The organism is Actinomycetospora sp. NBRC 106378, assembly GCF_030269685.1.
Lineage (GTDB): Bacteria > Actinomycetota > Actinomycetes > Mycobacteriales > Pseudonocardiaceae > Actinomycetospora.
In genome coordinates this window covers 144,496-160,638 of the sequence record NZ_BSTT01000001.1, presented here as the reverse complement: position 1 = coordinate 160,638, position 16,143 = coordinate 144,496, and the positions used below count along the sequence as shown (strand labels likewise).

Genomic DNA, 16,143 nt, shown 5'->3' with positions numbered 1-16,143 from the left:
TCCCGGGCGACCGCTCGCCGACCGCCGGGTGTGATCCTGAGAGGCCGGGGGCGCCCCGGGGCATCTCCTCGGCCGAGCGGTTGGGCCGGACGGCCCAGGCCCCCGACCGGCGGGCGCGTCCCGGGCGCCCGTGACCGCGACGATCTCCGTCTGCTCTCAGGTTGGACACGGAACGGTCACGGGCACCCCTAGCTTTTCGCTCCGTGACGACGACGGACGGTGCCGCGCTCCCCCTGGCCCCGGTGACCCGACAGGGCCTGCTGCGGGTCGGCCTGCACGTGTTGCTCGCCGCCTTGCCCCTGTTGGCCATCTCGGCGCACGTGTTCGGTCTCATCACCATGAACTGGTCGGCCGCGCTGCTCGTGATCCCGCTGGCCACGACCATCCTCGCGCTGTCGATCTTCGACCCGCACCCCGAGGACCGCGTCATCCTCCACGGCTTCGTCTGGGGGATCATCGCCTGCGCGCTCTACGACGTGTTCCGGCTGGACACCGTCTACATGCTCGGGTGGTGGGCCGACTTCATTCCCACGATGGGCACCTGGATCGTCGGCGACGGGTCGTCGAAGGCGGCCGGCGCCTGGGTCGGCTACCTGTGGCGCTACCTCGGCGACGGCGGCGGCATCGGCGTGACGTTCTTCGTCCTCGCCGCCTTCCTCGGCCTGCACCGCCGGCCCGCCGGCGTCGTCGTCGCCGCCTCGGTCGCGTTCGCGGTGTTCCCGGTGTGGGCCGGACTCGTCGGCACGGTCTGGCTCGCCCCCCGTGGCCAGACGATGATGTTCCCGCTCACGCCGGTGACCATCACGCTCTCCCTGGTCGGGCATCTCATCTTCGGCCTGATCATGGGCCTGGGCTTCGTCAAGACCCGCTCCGCGCACCGCTTCTGGCCGTGGACCCCGGTCGTCGACTGGTTCGAGCGCGGCGACGCCGAGGCGCCCGCCGAGGGCACGGTGCGCGTCCGCCACCCCGGTCCGACGGCCGGCGCGGTCCCGTCCGCCCCCCGGCCCGCGACGCCGTCCCGTCCGCTGCCGGTCGCGCAGGAGCGCCCGCACGTCGTGCCGCCGCCCCCGCTGCCCGTCGGCCACCCGTCGGCCCCCATCCCGCGCCAGCACCCGTCCGGGCCGATCCCCGTGGCCGGGCCGTCGACCGGCTCGCACCGGACGGTGGGCTCCCACACCGGCTCCCACCCGACGACCGGATCGCAGCCCACGACCGGATCGCAGCCGCGCACGGGCTCGGGTCCGATCCCGGTCGGTGCCGCGAGGTCGACGGGCAGCTCCGGCTCCGCGGCGCGGACGGGCTCGACCCGCACCACTCCGCCGTCGGGAACCGGCGACACCGGCAACCACACGCTCGACCCCGAGACCTGGGCCCTGTGGCAGCGGCAGCTGGCCACCACGGTCAAGGGCCGCCGCACCCACCGCTGGCGCTGACGGCCCTGTCGCGGGCAACCGCGCAAGGTCGTCCCCCTTGTCGCTGTGATTCACAACGACAAGATGGGCGTGGTCGTGGGGCAGCCCGCGACAAGGCCCGGTCGCCCCGGGCGTGGCGCGTTCCTGACGTCGGGTGTCAGCCGTGTGCCACCGCTGACGCTCCCGGGCAGGGCCCCACGCACGGACGGGTGACGCCGCCGGTCACGATGGGGCCGTGACCCGTCGCGTGCTCCCCGTGCTGCTGCTCGCCGTCCTGCTCGCCGGCTGCAGCGGGACGTCGTCCCCGGTGAGCCCGGCCACGCAGGTGCGCGCGGCGATCGTCGCGACCGCGGCCGCCGGCCCCTCCCGGGTGAGCGTCGAGGGCCGGACGGCGGTGGCGGGGCAGGAGATCCCGCTGCAGGGCGACGGCGTGCTCGACCCGCGCGCGCAGGCCGCGGACCTCACGCTGCGCGTGCCCTCGCTCGGCGACGTCCGGGTGGTGTTCGTGGGTGGGCGGCTCGACGCGCAGCTGCCGCCGTCCGCCTCCGGGCTCGTCGGCCTCGTCGTGGGCGGGAAGCCGTGGGTGTCGGTGGACGCCGACCGGCTCGCGCGCTCGAGCTACGGCGCGCCGCTCGGGGCGCTGGGGGTCGGCACCTCGCAGAACCCGGCCCGGCAGCTGGCGTGGCTGGACGCGATCCGCGACGACGTCCGCGAGGTCGGGCCGGAGCAGGTCGCGGGCCGGGACGCCACGCACTACGCGGGCGTCGTCGACCTCGACCGGGTGCCCGGCGCCCAGGACCCGGCGACGAGGCCGGCGGTCGACCTGCTGAAGTCCCAGCTGCGCAGCTCCACGTTGCCGGTCGACCTGTGGGTCGCCGACGGCCGCCTCGTCAAGGTCGCCCAGACGGTGACCGTGCCCGCGCAGGGCACCGGCGCCCCCACCTCGACCACCACGGCCCTGACCTTCACCGACATCGGCGGCGCCCCCGCCGTGGTGGCACCGCCGGCCGACCAGGTCGCCGACCTCAGCGGGTTCCTGCCCGCCGGCTAACCCTGCACGTGGACCGTGGCGAGCACCCCGCGGTGATCGGTCCCCGGCACCTCGACCACGTCGAACCCGTCCACCCCGGCCCCGCCGCCGACGAGGACGTGGTCGAGCTGGGCGCCCAGCCACCGCGGCAGCCCCGCCGGCCACGTCGCGAGGAGGCCCTTGCCGGCCGCGTCACCGGCGTCCGTGCAGCCCGCGCTCCCGGCGCGGAACCCGCGCAGGTCCTCGGTCGCGTTCAGGTCCCCCATCACGACGGCGGGTCCGGTCCCGGGCGCGCACCAGCGCGCGAGGGCGGCGAGCTCGCCCGGCCACACGTCGATCAGGCCGGGCACCGGCGAGGCGAGGTGGGCCCCGAGCAGGCGTGTGGGGCCGAGGGCGCCCCCGGTCAGCTCGAGCCACGGGAAGCGGGCCGGGACCGGGGTCGCGCGCACGTCGCCGAGCGAGGGCCTGGCGAGGATCGTGGTCCCCACCGCGTCGGGCTCGCTCGCCGGCACCGAGGACCACGAGCGGTAGCCCAGCTCGGGGATCGCGGCCGTGAGGCGCGCGCGGAAGGGCTCGCCCGCCTCGGGCAGGACGACCACGTCGGGACGGCGCTCGCGCAGGACCGCGGCCAGGGCGGGGACGTCGGCGCTGCCGCGGTCGACGTTCTGCACCATGACGACGATGTCCGGCCCCGGGTCGGGCGACGGGCCGTCCGGCACCAGCCGGGGGACCAGGGCGACGGCCGCGACGCCCGCGATCGCCAGCACCGGCACGACGGTCGGCCACCAGCGCGCCCGCACCGCGAGCACCAGCAGCCCGAGCACCACGACCGCCAGCGTCGCGGGCGCCCGGACCAGGACGAAGCCGACGAACGGCAGGGTCTGGTCGAGCCCGAGCCGGTCGGGGACGAGCAGCACCGCGACCGCCGCCACCACGACGAGTCCCGCCACGACCCGCGAGGCCCGGGGGAGCCGGGAACGCCACCGCCGCCACCGCGGCACGGCGATCGGGCCGGTGGGCGGCTCGACGTCCGTCCCGGGAACCGACCGGTCCCCCGGGGGTCGGGCTCCGCCGCGCTCCGTCTCCCGGCCCCTCACTCCCGTCCCACCACGAGCGTCGCGGCCCCGCGGTTGCCGCGGTACCCGAGCCACGAGTCGTTGGCGAAGGCGTAGAGGTAGCCCGGGCGCGGCAGGTCCACCACGCCCTGCGCGACCGCCGCGGTGGTGCCGCGCGTGAGGGCGCCGTCCGGGTCGAGCCGCGCGTTCGCGACGGCCGCGACCATGGCCATCCGCCGCGCGTCCCCGTCGCGCGGGGCGCCGGGGGCCTCGGCCAGCCGCGTGGTCAGGCGACGGACCACGCGCCGGTAGGCGTCGAGGACCGTGCCCGCGGCGTAGTCCGGCCAGGCCCGCAGCGGCCACCGTCGGAACCCGTCCGGCGGGGTCGACGCGCCGTGGTCGGCCCAGGTCCCGCTCGCGGCGACCCTCCAGCGCCCGGCCTCGAGGTAGAGCCCGGTCTCCGCCCAGGGATCGTCGGCGGGGACGATCGCCGACACCGTGGAGCCGTCCGGGACCAGTCGCCCCGGGCGGTAGGTCGTGGCGGCCCGGCGGGCGACCGCCGAGGGGTGCACGTCGGCCGCGCCCTCGACGACGCGCGGCACCGAGCGCGGCTGCGGGGAGAGCACCGACCAGAGCCCGTGCGGCCGGGGGTCGAGCGGCCCGAGCGGGTCGCCCGTCGTCGTGACCGGCCGGTCCCAGACGAGGCCGACGGCGGCGGTGGCCTCGTCGGCCATCCAACGGAGGGGGATGTCGGAGAGGGCCCGCGGCCTGTCGTGGGACCCGCCGACGTCGCCGTGGGTGCCGACGAACCACTGCTGCGAGAACGAGCGGTGCGTGCCGGGCTCGGGGTCGGCCCACACCGCGGGCACGAACGGTCCGCGGCGCTCGTCGAGGGCCAGCGCCTGGCGGGCGTGGCGGACGTCGGGCGCGAGGGTGAGGTCGTGGAAGCCCTGCACCCGGCTGGAGACGAGGGTGGAGAGCAGCCCGAAGGTGCGAGGGACGCCGAGGGCGCCGACGGTGTCGAAGACGCCCAGGAAGGCGATCGGTGCGGTGTCGTCGGGGCCGAAACCCGGGGCGTAGGTGAGCCCGTCGAGGCGCTCGCCGCGCTGGTAGCCGTCGAGGAACAGGCGCCGCACGACGCGGTTGCGCGCCCGGCGGGAGCTGCCCGGGGCGAACGCGACGAGGCCGGTCGCGGCGAGCATCCCGGCCAGGCTGCGCACGGTGAAGGCGCCGCGGCTGAAGCCGAGGAGCACGATCTCGTCGCCGGGGCGCCAGGTCTCCGCGAGCCAGGAGTAGGCCTCCCGGACGCGCCGGTTCAGGCCGAGCCCGAGGGCGCCCTCCAGGACGCGCGAGACCGGGTCGCCGTCGGCGCCGACCCCGGGGAGGTACCGCACCACCTGCGTCGTGTCGGTCCGCAGCGCGTCGGCCAGCAGGGAGACGTTCGTCCGGTCGGAGGGGGTGTCCCAGGTGCCGTCACAGCAGACGACCAGGCGTCGTGCCGGTGGTGCGGTGTCGGCCATCGGGTCCGCACGGTATCGGGGCGCGGACGCCGCGCCCGGCGGACCCGCCGATCACCAGTGCAACGGCGAGCGCTGCGGCTCGTCCGCCGCGCGCTGCTCGGGGATGGCGGCCATCGCCGCGCGCACCTGCGCCTCGCGCACGCGCGCCCGCCGGATCGCGGCCCGCTGCCGGGCCTCCGCGTCCGTCGGGTCGAACCGGGACTCGCCCCGGATCGCGGCCATCTGCTGGTCGTCGAGGGTTCCCTTGCGGCGCATCGTGACCATCGGGACGGCGAGCCACGCCCCCAGCGCGGCGGCTGCTGCGGCGGCTCCGGTCGCGGGCTTCGACATGCTGTGGACCTCCCGGGAGAAAGCGGTCCGCGTTCGCGGACTCACGGGGGGTGTCGTGTCACGCGCCATGACCGTTAGGCCACTCGGAGTATTGTCACCCAAGAGAGTGATGAGACCTTGCGGCCCGGGGGTCGCGCACCCGGCGCCGCGGGCCCGGAGCACCGCCGTAGGGTGCGCGGGCATGGACGACGAGGTCGCCGACGAGGTCGCCGCCCGGGCGGTGCCCGTCGACGCGTTCGGACTCGCGTCCTGGCGCCCGGCCCTGCGCGGGGTGCGGGTGCTCGGCGTCGGGGCCGCCGCCCACGGCGCCCGCGAGCTGCTCGAGATGGGCCGCCGGATCGTCGAGTACGCCGTGGACGAGCTGGGGGTCCGGGTCCTGGTGCTCGGGGTGAGCGAGGCCGGCGCGACCGGCCTCGACGCCGCCGCCCGCGGGGTCGGCGCCCCGGGCGACGCCGTCGCCGCCCTGGGCGGCTGGGAGTACGACACCCGCGAGATGGTCGACGTCGTCTCGTGGCTGCGGGACCGCAACGAGATGGTCGACCCCGCCGACCGGGTGCGGGTCGTCGGCGCCGACCCGGTGCGCCCGGCCCGCTCGGTCCGGGTCCTCGGGACCTACCTGCGCGACGCCGCCCCCGAGCTGCTGCCGGCCGCGCGCGACGGGCTGGCCGAACTGCTCGACCGGGAGCCCGACGAGCGGCCGCTCAAGGCCCCGTTCCGCGACGCGGTCGTCGCGCTGCACGGCGAGATCGTCGCCGCGGAGGGTCGTCTCGCCGCCGAGACCTCGCCCTCCCGGTACGCCGAGGCCCTCGACCACGCCTGGATCCTCGCGCGGGCCGCGGAGGTGGCCGCGGCCCCGCGCGGGCGCGCCTTCCCGACGGCGGCGGAGGCCGAGCTGCTCGACGACACGAGCGCCCCGGTGCTGCGGGCCCGCCTGGCCGCCGAGGCGGTCACCCGGGCCGCGGAGGCGGCGTCCGGCACGCCGGCCGCGTTGTTCTGGGGACACGACGACCTGGTGCGCGTCGGGGACCCGACGACGGCGGGCCGGCACCTGCGTTCCGCGCTGGGTGAGGGCTACTACGCGGTCGGCGGGTGGTTCGCCGAGGGGAGCGCGTCGGCCGTGCGCCGCAAGCTCCTGCGCCCGCTGCGACCACGGCCGTCCACGCACCGGCTGCCCGCCCTGGGCGGCACCGCGGAGGCCGACCTGCGCCGCGCCCTCGGCGGCACCGAGGACCTGCTGGTCGACCTGCGGGGCGCCCGGGGCGGGCTCGCCGCGTGGGCCGCGAGCCCGACGACCACCCGCCGGATCGGCAGCGTGGTCGACTCGGGCCAGCTCCGGGAACGCATCCCCGTGGTCCCGGTCCGGGAGTACGACGCGGTCGCGCTCGTGCCCCGGGTGCACCCGGCCTGGATCCGCTGAGAGCGGGACCCGTCAGGAGGGTTTCGCGGCGGACGGCGGGGCCGCGTCGTCCTCGTGGTCGGCGATGTCCTCGCCGAAGCGCAGCGGCGGGATGTCCGGCTCCACGTCGACCCCGCTGGGATCCGCCGCACCGTGGGTCTGGCTCGACCCGCGGTCCACGCCCGCCGTTCCGTCGCGCCGCACCCGATTGACCAGAGTTCCGTCGTCCTCCACCGAGCAGGCGTTCCCCGCAAGATCGGATTCAACCCCGCGCGAGGACACACGCCCGCCACACGACCGGGCTACGGTCCCCTCGGCACCCGACCCGCGGAGGCACCGTTGTCCGAACGCAACTCCGACATCGCCTACCCCGGCCCCGGCTCACGGCCGTTCCGCCGGGACCTCGACCCGATCGTCCCGCACGTCATCGTGCTGTTCGGGTGCACCGGCGACCTGGCCAAGCGCAAGCTGCTGCCGGGGCTGGCCTACCTCGCCGAGTCCGAGCTCGCGCCGGACATCCGCGTCGTCGGCACCGCGATGGACGACCTCACCACCGAGGAGTTCCGCGAACTCGCCCACGGCGCGGTGCAGAACTTCGGCATGCACCGTCTCGCCGAGGACGACTGGGACGACTTCGCCGCGAAGCTGACCTACGTCGGGCAGCAGGAGGGCCCCGAGGCCCTCGCCTCGGCGGTGAAGGAGGCGAGCACCCAGCTGGGCGACCACGTCCGGCTGCTGCACTACCTGTCGGTGCCGCCGAAGGCGGCGCAGCCCGTCGTCGGGATGCTGCGCGACGCCGACCTCGTGACCGACGCCCGCGTGATCATGGAGAAGCCGTTCGGCTACGACCTGCCGTCGGCGATCCAGCTCAACGACTTCGTGCACCGCGTGTTCGACGAGTCCCAGGTGTTCCGCATCGACCACTTCCTGGGCAAGGAGGCGGCGCAGAACGTCCTGGCCTTCCGGTTCGCGAACGGGCTCTTCGAGCCGATCTGGAACCGCAACTTCATCGACCACGTGCAGATCGACATCCCGGAGTCGCTGGGCCTCGACCAGCGCGCGAGCTTCTACGAGGCGACCGGCGCCTACAAGGACATGGTCGTCACCCACCTCATGCAGGTGATGGCGTTCGTCGCGATGGAGCCACCGACCGCGCTCGAGCCACGGGCGATCAGCGAGGAGAAGAACAAGGTCTTCCGCTCGCTCCTGCCGGTGCACCCCTCCGACGTGGTGCGCGGCCAGTACGGCGGCTACCGCGAGGAGCCGGGTGTCGCGCGCGACTCGGACACCGAGACGTTCATCGCGCTGCGGGTCGGGCTGGACAACTGGCGCTGGGCCGGTGTCCCGTTCTACCTGCGCACGGGCAAACGGCTGGCCGAGGGCCAGCGGATCGTCTCGATCGCGTTCAAGGAGGCCCCGCGGACGATGTTCCCGCAGGGCTCCGGGGTCGGGACCCAGGGCCCGGACCACCTGACGTTCGACCTGGCCGACTCCTCGCGGGTGTCGCTGTCGTTCTACGGCAAGCGGCCCGGGCCCGGGATGCGGCTGCAGAAGCTGTCGATGCAGTTCTCCACCCAGGAGACCGAGGAGGCCTCGGACGTCCTGGAGGCCTACGAGCGGCTCATCCTCGACGCCATGCGCGGCGACCACACGCTGTTCACGACGGCGGACGGCATCGAGTCGCTCTGGGACCGCTCGCAGCCCCTGCTGGCGGACCCGCCGCCGGTCAAGCCCTACCCGCCGGGCTCGTGGGGCCCGAACGCGATCCACCAGCTGATCGCGCCCAACGCCTGGCGGCTGCCCTTCGAGCGGGCCTGGCGGGAGAGCCGGGGCTGACCCTCCCCACCAGGTCCGCCGGTGCTCAGCCCGAGGGCTCGGCGGCGGCCTCGGCCGTCCCCTGGTCCTCGGGTTCGAGGTCGATGTCGAACGCCGGTGCGGCGTCCTCGTCGGGGCCCACGTGGGCCGGCGGGTCGGCCGGGTCCGTCGGGGCGTCCTCGCGGGCGGTCGGGTCGTCGGGATCGATCACGAAGCAGGGTTACCCGCGATCGTCGCGTCTCACCGCGCGCCGATGACCGCCTCGGGACGACGGCGGTGGGCGGGCAGCGGGGCGGAGGGGGAGCGCCGCGCGCCGGGCAGGCCGGGGACCGCCGGGAACGGGCGGGTGAGCGGATCGCGGCGGGCGACGGCGTTGTCGATGACCAGCTTCGCGGCGCCGCTGCGCTGGGCCGGGGTGCCGTCGACGGGCGTGGTCGCGCCGACCTGCTCGGCGCGCCGGTGGGCGCGCTCCACCCGGGCGAGCCGGAGGCGGGCCTCGTCGCGCTCGCGCTGCAGCGAGGAGTGGTGGTGACGACCGCTGTGGCGGGACATCGCGATCACGTCCTGGGGTCGGGGTCGGAGCTGGGCGGCCTCACGAGGCTCTCCCCAGACATCGCCCACGACACGGCCGAGCTGATTCCGCCGTTCGGTGTCACCTTCGGTCACACTCGCCGCTCACCCGGGGCGACCCGGGCGGGTTGTGACGCGCGGACGGGTGAGGTGACGTGTGTCGGGTGGAGCGGGCGTCAGGCGTGCCGCGCCGGCGCGTCGTACCCCGGGTCCCGGTCGTCGAGGCGCGGCAGCGGGATCGGCCCGGTCTCGTCCTTCCACGACGCCAGGGTGCGCTGGTCGGTCGTGCCGTGGACGGCGGCGCTCACCAGCGGGGCGGTGAGCCAGGCGGCCACGGACGAGCCGGCGGCGAGCAGGGCGTTGCTGGCGAAGGACATACGGGACTCCTCGGTCCGGGGAGCGTGTCGACCGGTCGCCCACGACCGGATCGGTGTGGGAACAAGATAAAGGCTCGACCGGTCCGGCAACTAGTCCACTCGGGTGAGAGCGAGGGTGGTTGCGGCGTGTCAGGTCACGATTCGATCACGACGAATCGGGCCGTGTCCGCGCAGAGGGAGGACCCTGTGTGCCGAACGGGGGATGGAGGTCGCGTTCTCGTAACGGCGACGTCTCGGCCGACGACGTTCCCGTCACAGTGCGTGGTGGCATCGGGGTCACCGTCGGCCGGAGGGGGCCAGTCATGGGGATCGTGGGTGTGGGCGTCGTCGCCGTCGTCGTGCTCGTCGGACTCGCGGTGGTGCTGCGGGCCGGCTCCGGGGCCGGGCAGCCCGCGCCACGGCTCTCTCCGGGCTATGCCCCGACCCTGCTCGCCCGGGCGGGCTTCCCCGCGACGGCGCACAACGTGGCGGTCCTGCACGACCACCTCGGCTCCGCGTTCCTCGAGGCCGCCCGCACCACCCTGCCCGCCGACGCGTTCACCGCCCTGGGGGCGCGCTGCCTCGGCGCGCGGGGCGGGGTGCCGGTCCCCGGCGGGTCCGCGCGCTCGTGGCCCCAGCGCGTGCTCGACGAGATGGCGGCGGGCGGCGCCGACGTCGCCGCGCTGCCGCGCCGCATCCAGGACACGCTGCTCGCGACGGCCGGCACCGGGCGCGGGTTGTTCGGCGGGTCCGTCTTCGCGCCGCTGCCCGCCCTGCCCGGGACCCCGCGCCTGGTCGAGGTGCCGCAGCCGCGGTCCGTGCCGGCCGTGGTCGCACCCGTCGCCTGAGCGGCCCGGCCGGTCGGACCGGTCTCGCAGTACCCGTCCCGCCCCACGAACGGGCCGTTCGTCACGATCCACCGTGACCAACGGCCCGTTCGTACGTCACGGGGTGGGTGTCACGACCGGCGGGGCGGCACGGTCGGCCGGTCCACCGGAGCCCCCGCGTCGTCCTCGTCCCCGGTACGCGGCAGCGGGGGCACCACCGGTCCCCCGCGCTGCTCGGGGAGCGGCGCCGGGACGAAGCGTCCGTCGTCGTCCTCGGACGTCGCGTCCAGCTCCGTGAGTCCGCGCCCGGCGGCCAGGCCGGCCGGCTCGTCCGGGCCGACGAGGGCGAGCACGCGGTCGTAGCCGGTGCGCGCCGCGTCGACCCGCCCGCTGTGGCGGTCGAGGTGGGCCAGATCGAGGGTGGCCTCGGCCTCCCGCCCGGCGTCGCCGGCCGCCGCCGCCGCGGTCACCGCCGCGCGCAGACAGCCCCGCTGGGCGTCGAACCGGCCGGCGTCGCGCTCCAGCCCCGCGAGCAGCAGCCCGGCGTCGGAGGCGTCCCGCGGCGGCCCGTCGCGCACGACGAGCTCGAGGTGCCGTCGGCGGTCCGCCGGGTCCGCGTCGCGGTCGAGGCCCAGCCAGAAGGCGGCGCGGGCGCGCAGCTCCCGGTGCGACCCGTCGTCGGGGGTGGCGGTGAGGACCGCGGCGAACCAGCGACGGGCCTCCGCGGCCCGCCCGGCCTGGAGCGAGGCCACCCCGAGGCGGTAGTAGCCGGCGGGCTCCAGGGCGCGCGGCCCGTCCGGCGCCGGCGGCGGGCGCAGCAGGGCGGCGGCGAGGTCGTCGAAGCCGCGGACGGCGGCGAGCACGCCGACCGTGCGGCGGTCCTCCCGGTCCGCGGCCGTGCCGAGCAGGTCGCCGACCACCTCGCGGAGGCGTTCGGGCGGCTCCCAGCCGTCGCGTCCGAGCCGGTCGGCCGCGACGGTGAGGAGCGGGTCCGGCACGTGGTGCACGCCGTCGGGCAGGCGCAGTCGGCGCAGCGGCCGCGCGACCCCGCGCAGGCCCCGGCCGCCGGAGGTCGCCGTCACGAGCTCCTCGACCGCCCGCGTGAGGTCGTCGACGGCCGGCGGGTCGTCCGGCATCGCCCGGGCGTAGGCGAGGGCGAGCCGGGCCAGCAGCGGGGTCGGCAGGGCGTGCGGCACGCCGAGCCGGGCCCAGTCCACGGCTGCCCGCAGCACGGCGGCGCGCGCGGGCGCCACGGCTCGGCGGGAGGGACGGGACAACCGGGACGCGGCCCCGCCGCGGCCCAGCAGCAGCTCCCGGGCGGGCTCCAGGTCGACGGCACCGCCGAGCGTCCGCGTCCCGGCACGGTCGGCCTCCGCCCGGCTGAGCTCGGCGCCGAGCCGGACGAGGACGACGCCGGGACCGGGATCGACGGGCGTGACGTCGGGGTGGAGGAGGGCGTCGTCGACGGTCGCGAGCACCCGGGCACCCTCGGGCGGGCGCGCCGCGAGCAGGGCGGCGAGCAGGGCCGGGCCGATGCCGTCGAGCCAGATCACGAGCCCGTCGGTAGGGCGGTCGCGCAGGGCGTCGACCAGCGCGGGATCGGCGGGGCCGGACAGCGGGGCGGACCCGCCGAGGGCGGCCGGGTCGGGCCGCACGACGTGGTGGTCCCCGAGGAGCAGCCGGGCCGCGCGGGCGAGCGCGAGCGTGGCGCCGCCGAGCCGGGGCGCCGCCACGACGACGACCGGGGCGTCCCCGCCGACGGCGGCCTCGATGCGGTGGTCGGCGTCGCGTTCGACGGCCGGCGCCGGGACCGGGGCGTGGACGCCCAGGGCGGCGAGGTCGAGCGCGCGCAGCCGGGGCAGCGACCCGTCGTCGGGCACGCCCGCCGAGCGCCACCGTCCGGTCGCGGTCATCGCAGCCGCCCTCCGCCCGTCGTCCGCCGTGCTCGACACCCACACGGGTCGTCGACGAATCGGTGTTCTACCGGGCGTCGAGGCGGTGGGGAAGGCGCCGGGCGGCGTGGCCGGGCGAGTTCCGCCGGTCGGTCGACATGGGCCATCTCACCCGGGTGCTCCCCGGGCGGAGGGGCTATCGCGCGCGGGGGCCCGTCGGGCGGCCGCGCTGCGCCGGCACGAGGGCCGCGGCGACGTGGCGGAGGCGGGCGGCGGCCTCGAGCCGCTGCTCGCCCGCGGAGTCCCGGCCGACCTGCAGCGGGAGCCGGGGGGTGTCGTGGTCACCAACCATGCCCGTCACGTCGTCGGCGGGACCGTCAACGTTTCTCCCCGCGCGCCCGTCACCCGGACGCGCGGCGTGTCACGGCCCGATCAGGCGGCGCGGCGCGGTAGGTGCAGCCGCACGATGCGGACGGACACGTCGTGCAGCCCCTCGGCGTCGAGGGAGGTGCGCAGCGAGTCCGCGGCCACCGCGGCGTCCGGGCCGCCGTAGGGACCGTGGGCGTCGACCTCGGCGGTCTCGGGGTCGATCATGAGCACCACGTAGCCGTCGCAGTCGTCGAGCGCGGCGAGCGCCTCGATCCAGTCCGGTGCCCCGGGCCCGTCCGGTCCGGTCTCCGGGCGCAGCGAGCGCTCCAGGTCGGTGCAGGGGTGGCTGGCGAACCGGTCGCCCATGACGTCGGCTCCTTCCGTGCTACGGCCAGTGAACGGGGGAGTCACCCTCCGTGTCCCGGATGGGTGTCTTTCCTGGCCTCGTCACCAGGAGTGACCCGAATCGGCCCTATCTCTGACAGCAGATCGTTCCGATTCACTCGATCGTGGCAACGGCCCGTCCTCGTCGGCCCCAACCATGATCGTGGCTACGCTGCGTGCCGTGGATCGGAGCCAGGTCGCCCGGACGATCCGTCGGGGGCCCTCCGCGCGCGAGGGCGGGACGGCGGCCGTCGTCGTCATGCCCGATCGCGGCGTCGGCCCGCTCATCGCGCTCGTCCGGCGCCTCGCGCTCGCCGTCGGTGCGCTCGCGGCGGCGGCGTTCATCGTCTACGTGCAGCGCGACGGCTACGTCGACAACAACACCGACGGGCCGATCGGCCTCATCGACGCCTTCTACTACGCGACCGTCTCGCTCTCGACCACCGGCTACGGCGACATCGCGCCCGTGTCCGACACCGCACGGCTCTGGACGATCCTCGCGATCACCCCGCTGCGCGTGCTGTTCCTCATCGTCCTGGTGGGCACCACCGTGGAGCTGCTCACCGAGCGCTCCCGCCAGGCGTTCCGCATCCGTCGTTGGAGGTCCCGCGTGCGCGACCACGTGGTCGTCGTCGGCTTCGGCACGAAGGGCAAGGCGGCGGTCGACACGCTGCTCGGGGACGACGCGCGGGCCGAGCGCATCGTCGTCGTGGACACCGACCGGGGCCGCCTGGACGCCGCGTCGGCGATGGGGCTGGTGACCGTGCGCGGGGACGCGACGCAGTCCTCGGTGCTGCGGACCGCGGGCCTGCCGCACGCCGCGTCCCTGATCGTGGCGACCAACCGCGACGACACGGCCGTGCTGGTCACTCTCACCGCCCGCGAGCTCGCGCCGCGGATCATGATCACCGCCGCCGTCCGGGAGACCGAGAACGTGCACCTGCTGCGGCAGTCCGGAGCCGACTCGGTGGTGGTCTCCGCGGAGACCGCGGGCCGTCTGCTCGGGGTCGCGACGACGAGCCCCAACGTCGTCGCCGTCGTGGAGGACCTCCTGACGCCCGACGCCGGGATGAGCCTGTCCGAGCGCGAGGTCGAGCCCGCCGAGCTCGGCGGGTCACCCCGTCACCTGCGCGACATCGTGCTCGGCGTCGTGCGCGGCGGCGAGGTCCACCAGATCGACTCGCCGGAGGTCGACGCCCTGGAACGCGGGGACCGCCTGCTCTTCGTCAAGCGGGTCGGTGCGGCGAAGCCGCCGAAGTCCTGACGACGCAGTCGGGGCAGTCCGCCTGCTCGGCCCGCAGGCCCGGCACCACCTGCTCGACCGGCGCGCCGCACCGCGCCCGCAGGCCGGTCGGATCGCCGGCCTCGCCGAGGGTCACGTCCACGACGTGGCGACGGTGGTCGTCGGTGCCGACGCCGACGAAGGCCCGTTCCTGACGCCGGGTCGGGTCCTCCGGGCGGCCGGGCGCCGTCGGGTCGGGGATGTCGTCCGGCAGCTCGTGCGGCGGCAGGTCGCCGGGGAACGGCGGTCGCGGTCGCCGGGACGGCATGGGATCCATGCCCGACGTGGGGCGGGACGGGTCGGGGACGGTCATGGCGCCCTCCTCTCACCTGGCACCACTGTCCCCGCGGCCGGGCGCGGGCGCCACCGACCGTCCGTCGTGGCCCACCGCTGACACCCGGGGTCAGCCGTGTGCCACCGCTGACACCGGACGGCGACCCACCGCGGGCGGCTCAGCGCCGCCGGGGCAGCGGGACCGCCGGGGCCTCGGCGGCGGGGGACGAGCCGGCGTCGGGACGGCGCTCCTGCTCCGGTAGCGACCGCAGGCCGTCGCGCACCCGCGTCAGCACGTCGACGTCCGGGATGTCGGTCCACTCGGGTGCGCTCACGTCCGGGAGATTACGGGCCCTTTCCGTCGGGACGGTTCGACGCGCGAGCAACGGTCGACGGGGAGCGACGAACGCGCACCACCGGGTGACGAGCACGGAACGTGGGAGTGATGTTGGGCCGAATGGGCTACGGGACGTAACATCTGCCGCCGAGCGCCCGACAGCGTTCACACGACCCGGTGACGCCGGGCCGGTCGGGGGGACGAGGACACCGAGGGATGGCATGAGCGTCGACGCACTGCTCCGTACCGGCGACGCGGAGCCCCCGGAGACCCCCGGCGCGCGGCGCCGGCGCGGGCTGCGGGCCCTGGTCTACGTCCTCGTCGGCGTGCTGCTGTTGGTGCTGCTGGCCGCGGCGGGCGTCGTGCTCGTGACGAACCGGCTCGGCGACCAGGTCGGGCGGTACCCGTCGGTCTTCGCGGGCATCGACCCGTCGTCGCGACCCGCGGGCAAGGCGGGCCAGACCTTCCTGCTCGTCGGCACCGACTCGCGCTCCCCGGACGCCACCACCGGCCGCGACGCCACCGCTCCGGACTTCGTCTTCGGCGAGCAGCGCAGCGACGTCATCATGCTCGCGACGGTCGCGGACGACGGCCGCAGCGCCAGCGTCGTCTCCATCCCGCGCGACTCGTGGGTGAACGTCCCCGGCTACGGCGAGAACAAGATCAACGCCGCCTACTCGTTCGGCGGTCCGCCGCTGCTGATCTCCACCGTCGAGCAGCTGACACGGGTCCGGGTCGACCACTTCGCGGTCATCGATTTCGCCGGGTTCCAGCAGATGACCGACGCCGCGGGGGGCATCGACGTCAACGTCGGCCAGACCACGACCTTCGGCGGGATCACGGTCCCCGCGGGCCGCCAGCACCTGGACGGGGCGCAGGCCCTCGCCTACGTGCGGCAGCGCAAGGAGCTGGCCGGGGGCGACTTCGACCGCGTGCGCCGCCAGCAGAACGCGCTGCGTGCCCTCGTCACGCAGGCCCTCTCCGCCGGCACGCTCTCCAGCCCCACCCGCGCCTACCAGCTCGTCGACTCCGTCACCCAGCACGTCGGCGTGGACGACTCGCTGTCCAACACCGGGCTCGCCGAGCTCGTGTTCGGCCTGCGCGACCTGCGCCCGTCGGCCATCGAGTTCCTCACCGTGCCCACCACCGGCACCGGCATGGAGGGGTCGCAGTCGGTGGTCTACCTCGACCGGCAGGCCGGCGACGACCTCTGGTTCGCGGTGAACAACGACCAGGTCGGCGCGTGGGCCGCCGCGCGACCGAGCGAACGGCTCTCCGACACCCCACGATGAGTG

Annotated in this window: 19 protein-coding genes; 7 read left to right on the top strand and 12 right to left on the bottom strand. The window is 76.0% G+C overall.

The features are described from left to right. The first annotated feature begins 203 nt into the window (after positions 1 to 203). Entirely contained in the window at positions 204 to 1,433 is a 1,230-nt protein-coding gene (locus QSK00_RS00815) for a hypothetical protein (protein WP_285586481.1), read from the top strand. Positions 1,434 to 1,647: 214 nt separating this feature from the next. Further along, complete coding sequence (locus QSK00_RS00810; protein ID WP_285586479.1) at positions 1,648 to 2,463, top strand: SCO4651 family lipoprotein; 816 nt, start codon at positions 1,648 to 1,650, stop codon at positions 2,461 to 2,463. Here QSK00_RS00810 and QSK00_RS00805 read toward each other — a convergent pair. The 3 genes from QSK00_RS00805 to QSK00_RS00795 all read right to left on the bottom strand — a co-directional run bounded on the left by QSK00_RS00805 (position 2,460) and on the right by QSK00_RS00795 (position 5,347). Beyond that, on the bottom strand, positions 2,460 to 3,392 hold the full coding sequence (locus QSK00_RS00805) for an endonuclease/exonuclease/phosphatase family protein (RefSeq protein WP_285586477.1): 933 nt from the start codon (positions 3,390 to 3,392) through the stop codon (positions 2,460 to 2,462). The genes QSK00_RS00810 and QSK00_RS00805 overlap by 4 nt on opposite strands. A 143-nt stretch (positions 3,393 to 3,535) precedes the next feature. After that, complete coding sequence (locus QSK00_RS00800; RefSeq protein ID WP_285586475.1) at positions 3,536 to 5,017, bottom strand: T6SS phospholipase effector Tle1-like catalytic domain-containing protein; 1,482 nt, start codon at positions 5,015 to 5,017, stop codon at positions 3,536 to 3,538. Between the two features lie 51 nt (positions 5,018 to 5,068). After that, complete coding sequence (locus QSK00_RS00795) at positions 5,069 to 5,347, bottom strand: hypothetical protein (protein WP_285586473.1); 279 nt, start codon at positions 5,345 to 5,347, stop codon at positions 5,069 to 5,071. A 181-nt stretch (positions 5,348 to 5,528) separates the two neighbouring features. Here QSK00_RS00795 and QSK00_RS00790 point away from each other — a divergent pair, with 181 nt between their 5' ends. Further along, complete coding sequence (locus tag QSK00_RS00790) at positions 5,529 to 6,764, top strand: erythromycin esterase family protein (protein WP_285586471.1); 1,236 nt, start codon at positions 5,529 to 5,531, stop codon at positions 6,762 to 6,764. 12 nt (positions 6,765 to 6,776) lie between these two features. Here QSK00_RS00790 and QSK00_RS00785 read toward each other — a convergent pair whose 3' ends face one another. Continuing rightward, the gene (locus QSK00_RS00785; protein WP_285586469.1) at positions 6,777 to 6,947 is read right to left on the bottom strand and encodes a hypothetical protein; all 171 of its coding nucleotides are present in this window, start codon (positions 6,945 to 6,947) and stop codon (positions 6,777 to 6,779) included. Positions 6,948 to 7,082: 135 nt separating this feature from the next. Between QSK00_RS00785 and zwf the strand changes: the two genes are divergently transcribed. Next, a complete protein-coding gene (gene zwf / locus QSK00_RS00780) occupies positions 7,083 to 8,579 on the top strand; it encodes a glucose-6-phosphate dehydrogenase (protein ID WP_285586466.1) in 1,497 nt (498 codons plus the stop codon). Positions 8,580 to 8,604: 25 nt separating this feature from the next. Here the strand turns inward: zwf and QSK00_RS00775 are convergent, their stop codons facing one another. The 3 genes from QSK00_RS00775 to QSK00_RS00765 form a co-directional block, all read right to left on the bottom strand. Continuing rightward, positions 8,605 to 8,769 (bottom strand): hypothetical protein, encoded by a 165-nt coding sequence (locus tag QSK00_RS00775; protein ID WP_285586464.1) that lies wholly within the window; start codon positions 8,767 to 8,769, stop codon positions 8,605 to 8,607. 29 nt (positions 8,770 to 8,798) lie between these two features. Continuing rightward, positions 8,799 to 9,110 (bottom strand): hypothetical protein, encoded by a 312-nt coding sequence (locus QSK00_RS00770; RefSeq protein WP_285586462.1) that lies wholly within the window; start codon positions 9,108 to 9,110, stop codon positions 8,799 to 8,801. 194 nt (positions 9,111 to 9,304) lie between these two features. Continuing rightward, a complete protein-coding gene (locus tag QSK00_RS00765; RefSeq protein ID WP_285586461.1) occupies positions 9,305 to 9,505 on the bottom strand; it encodes a hypothetical protein in 201 nt (66 codons plus the stop codon). 302 nt (positions 9,506 to 9,807) lie between these two features. Here QSK00_RS00765 and QSK00_RS00760 point away from each other — a divergent pair, with 302 nt between their 5' ends. Further along, positions 9,808 to 10,332 (top strand): hypothetical protein, encoded by a 525-nt coding sequence (locus QSK00_RS00760; RefSeq protein ID WP_285586460.1) that lies wholly within the window; start codon positions 9,808 to 9,810, stop codon positions 10,330 to 10,332. 110 nt (positions 10,333 to 10,442) lie between these two features. Here QSK00_RS00760 and QSK00_RS00755 read toward each other — a convergent pair whose 3' ends face one another. From QSK00_RS00755 to QSK00_RS00745, 3 genes are all read right to left on the bottom strand, one after another. After that, entirely contained in the window at positions 10,443 to 12,224 is a 1,782-nt protein-coding gene (locus tag QSK00_RS00755) for a hypothetical protein (RefSeq protein WP_285586459.1), read from the bottom strand. A 175-nt stretch (positions 12,225 to 12,399) separates the two neighbouring features. Then, complete coding sequence (locus QSK00_RS00750) at positions 12,400 to 12,555, bottom strand: hypothetical protein (protein WP_285586458.1); 156 nt, start codon at positions 12,553 to 12,555, stop codon at positions 12,400 to 12,402. An 80-nt stretch (positions 12,556 to 12,635) separates the two neighbouring features. Then, positions 12,636 to 12,938, bottom strand: a complete 303-nt coding sequence (locus QSK00_RS00745) for a hypothetical protein (RefSeq protein ID WP_285586456.1) — start codon at positions 12,936 to 12,938, stop codon at positions 12,636 to 12,638. Positions 12,939 to 13,137: 199 nt separating this feature from the next. Here QSK00_RS00745 and QSK00_RS00740 point away from each other — a divergent pair, with 199 nt between their 5' ends. After that, the gene (locus QSK00_RS00740) at positions 13,138 to 14,220 is read left to right on the top strand and encodes a potassium channel family protein (protein ID WP_502871997.1); all 1,083 of its coding nucleotides are present in this window, start codon (positions 13,138 to 13,140) and stop codon (positions 14,218 to 14,220) included. On the opposite strand, the gene QSK00_RS00735 is transcribed toward QSK00_RS00740, so the two are convergent. Beyond that, the gene (locus tag QSK00_RS00735) at positions 14,183 to 14,551 is read right to left on the bottom strand and encodes a hypothetical protein (protein WP_285586454.1); all 369 of its coding nucleotides are present in this window, start codon (positions 14,549 to 14,551) and stop codon (positions 14,183 to 14,185) included. The two genes, QSK00_RS00740 and QSK00_RS00735, sit on opposite strands and share 38 nt — an antisense overlap. Before the next feature lie 139 nt (positions 14,552 to 14,690). Further along, a complete protein-coding gene (locus tag QSK00_RS00730; protein ID WP_285586452.1) occupies positions 14,691 to 14,846 on the bottom strand; it encodes a hypothetical protein in 156 nt (51 codons plus the stop codon). 223 nt (positions 14,847 to 15,069) lie between these two features. Here QSK00_RS00730 and QSK00_RS00725 point away from each other — a divergent pair, with 223 nt between their 5' ends. Continuing rightward, a complete protein-coding gene (locus QSK00_RS00725) occupies positions 15,070 to 16,140 on the top strand; it encodes an LCP family protein (protein WP_285586450.1) in 1,071 nt (356 codons plus the stop codon). Positions 16,141 to 16,143: the final 3 nt, after the last annotated feature.

Bases quoted from the DNA above. Each gene is read 5' to 3' on its own strand.
- QSK00_RS00800 (WP_285586475.1), bottom strand. From the start codon at position 5,017: ATGGCCGACACCGCACCACCGGCACGACGCCTGGTCGTCTGCTGTGAC.
- QSK00_RS00795 (WP_285586473.1), bottom strand. From the start codon at position 5,347: ATGTCGAAGCCCGCGACCGGAGCCGCCGCAGCAGCCGCCGCGCTGGGG.
- QSK00_RS00790 (WP_285586471.1), top strand. From the start codon at position 5,529: ATGGACGACGAGGTCGCCGACGAGGTCGCCGCCCGGGCGGTGCCCGTC.
- QSK00_RS00770 (WP_285586462.1), bottom strand. From the start codon at position 9,110: ATGTCCCGCCACAGCGGTCGTCACCACCACTCCTCGCTGCAGCGCGAG.
- QSK00_RS00765 (WP_285586461.1), bottom strand. From the start codon at position 9,505: ATGTCCTTCGCCAGCAACGCCCTGCTCGCCGCCGGCTCGTCCGTGGCC.
- QSK00_RS00760 (WP_285586460.1), top strand. From the start codon at position 9,808: ATGGGGATCGTGGGTGTGGGCGTCGTCGCCGTCGTCGTGCTCGTCGGA.
- QSK00_RS00755 (WP_285586459.1), bottom strand. From the start codon at position 12,224: ATGACCGCGACCGGACGGTGGCGCTCGGCGGGCGTGCCCGACGACGGG.
- QSK00_RS00750 (WP_285586458.1), bottom strand. From the start codon at position 12,555: ATGGTTGGTGACCACGACACCCCCCGGCTCCCGCTGCAGGTCGGCCGG.
- QSK00_RS00745 (WP_285586456.1), bottom strand. From the start codon at position 12,938: ATGGGCGACCGGTTCGCCAGCCACCCCTGCACCGACCTGGAGCGCTCG.
- QSK00_RS00735 (WP_285586454.1), bottom strand. From the start codon at position 14,551: ATGACCGTCCCCGACCCGTCCCGCCCCACGTCGGGCATGGATCCCATG.
- QSK00_RS00725 (WP_285586450.1), top strand. From the start codon at position 15,070: ATGAGCGTCGACGCACTGCTCCGTACCGGCGACGCGGAGCCCCCGGAG.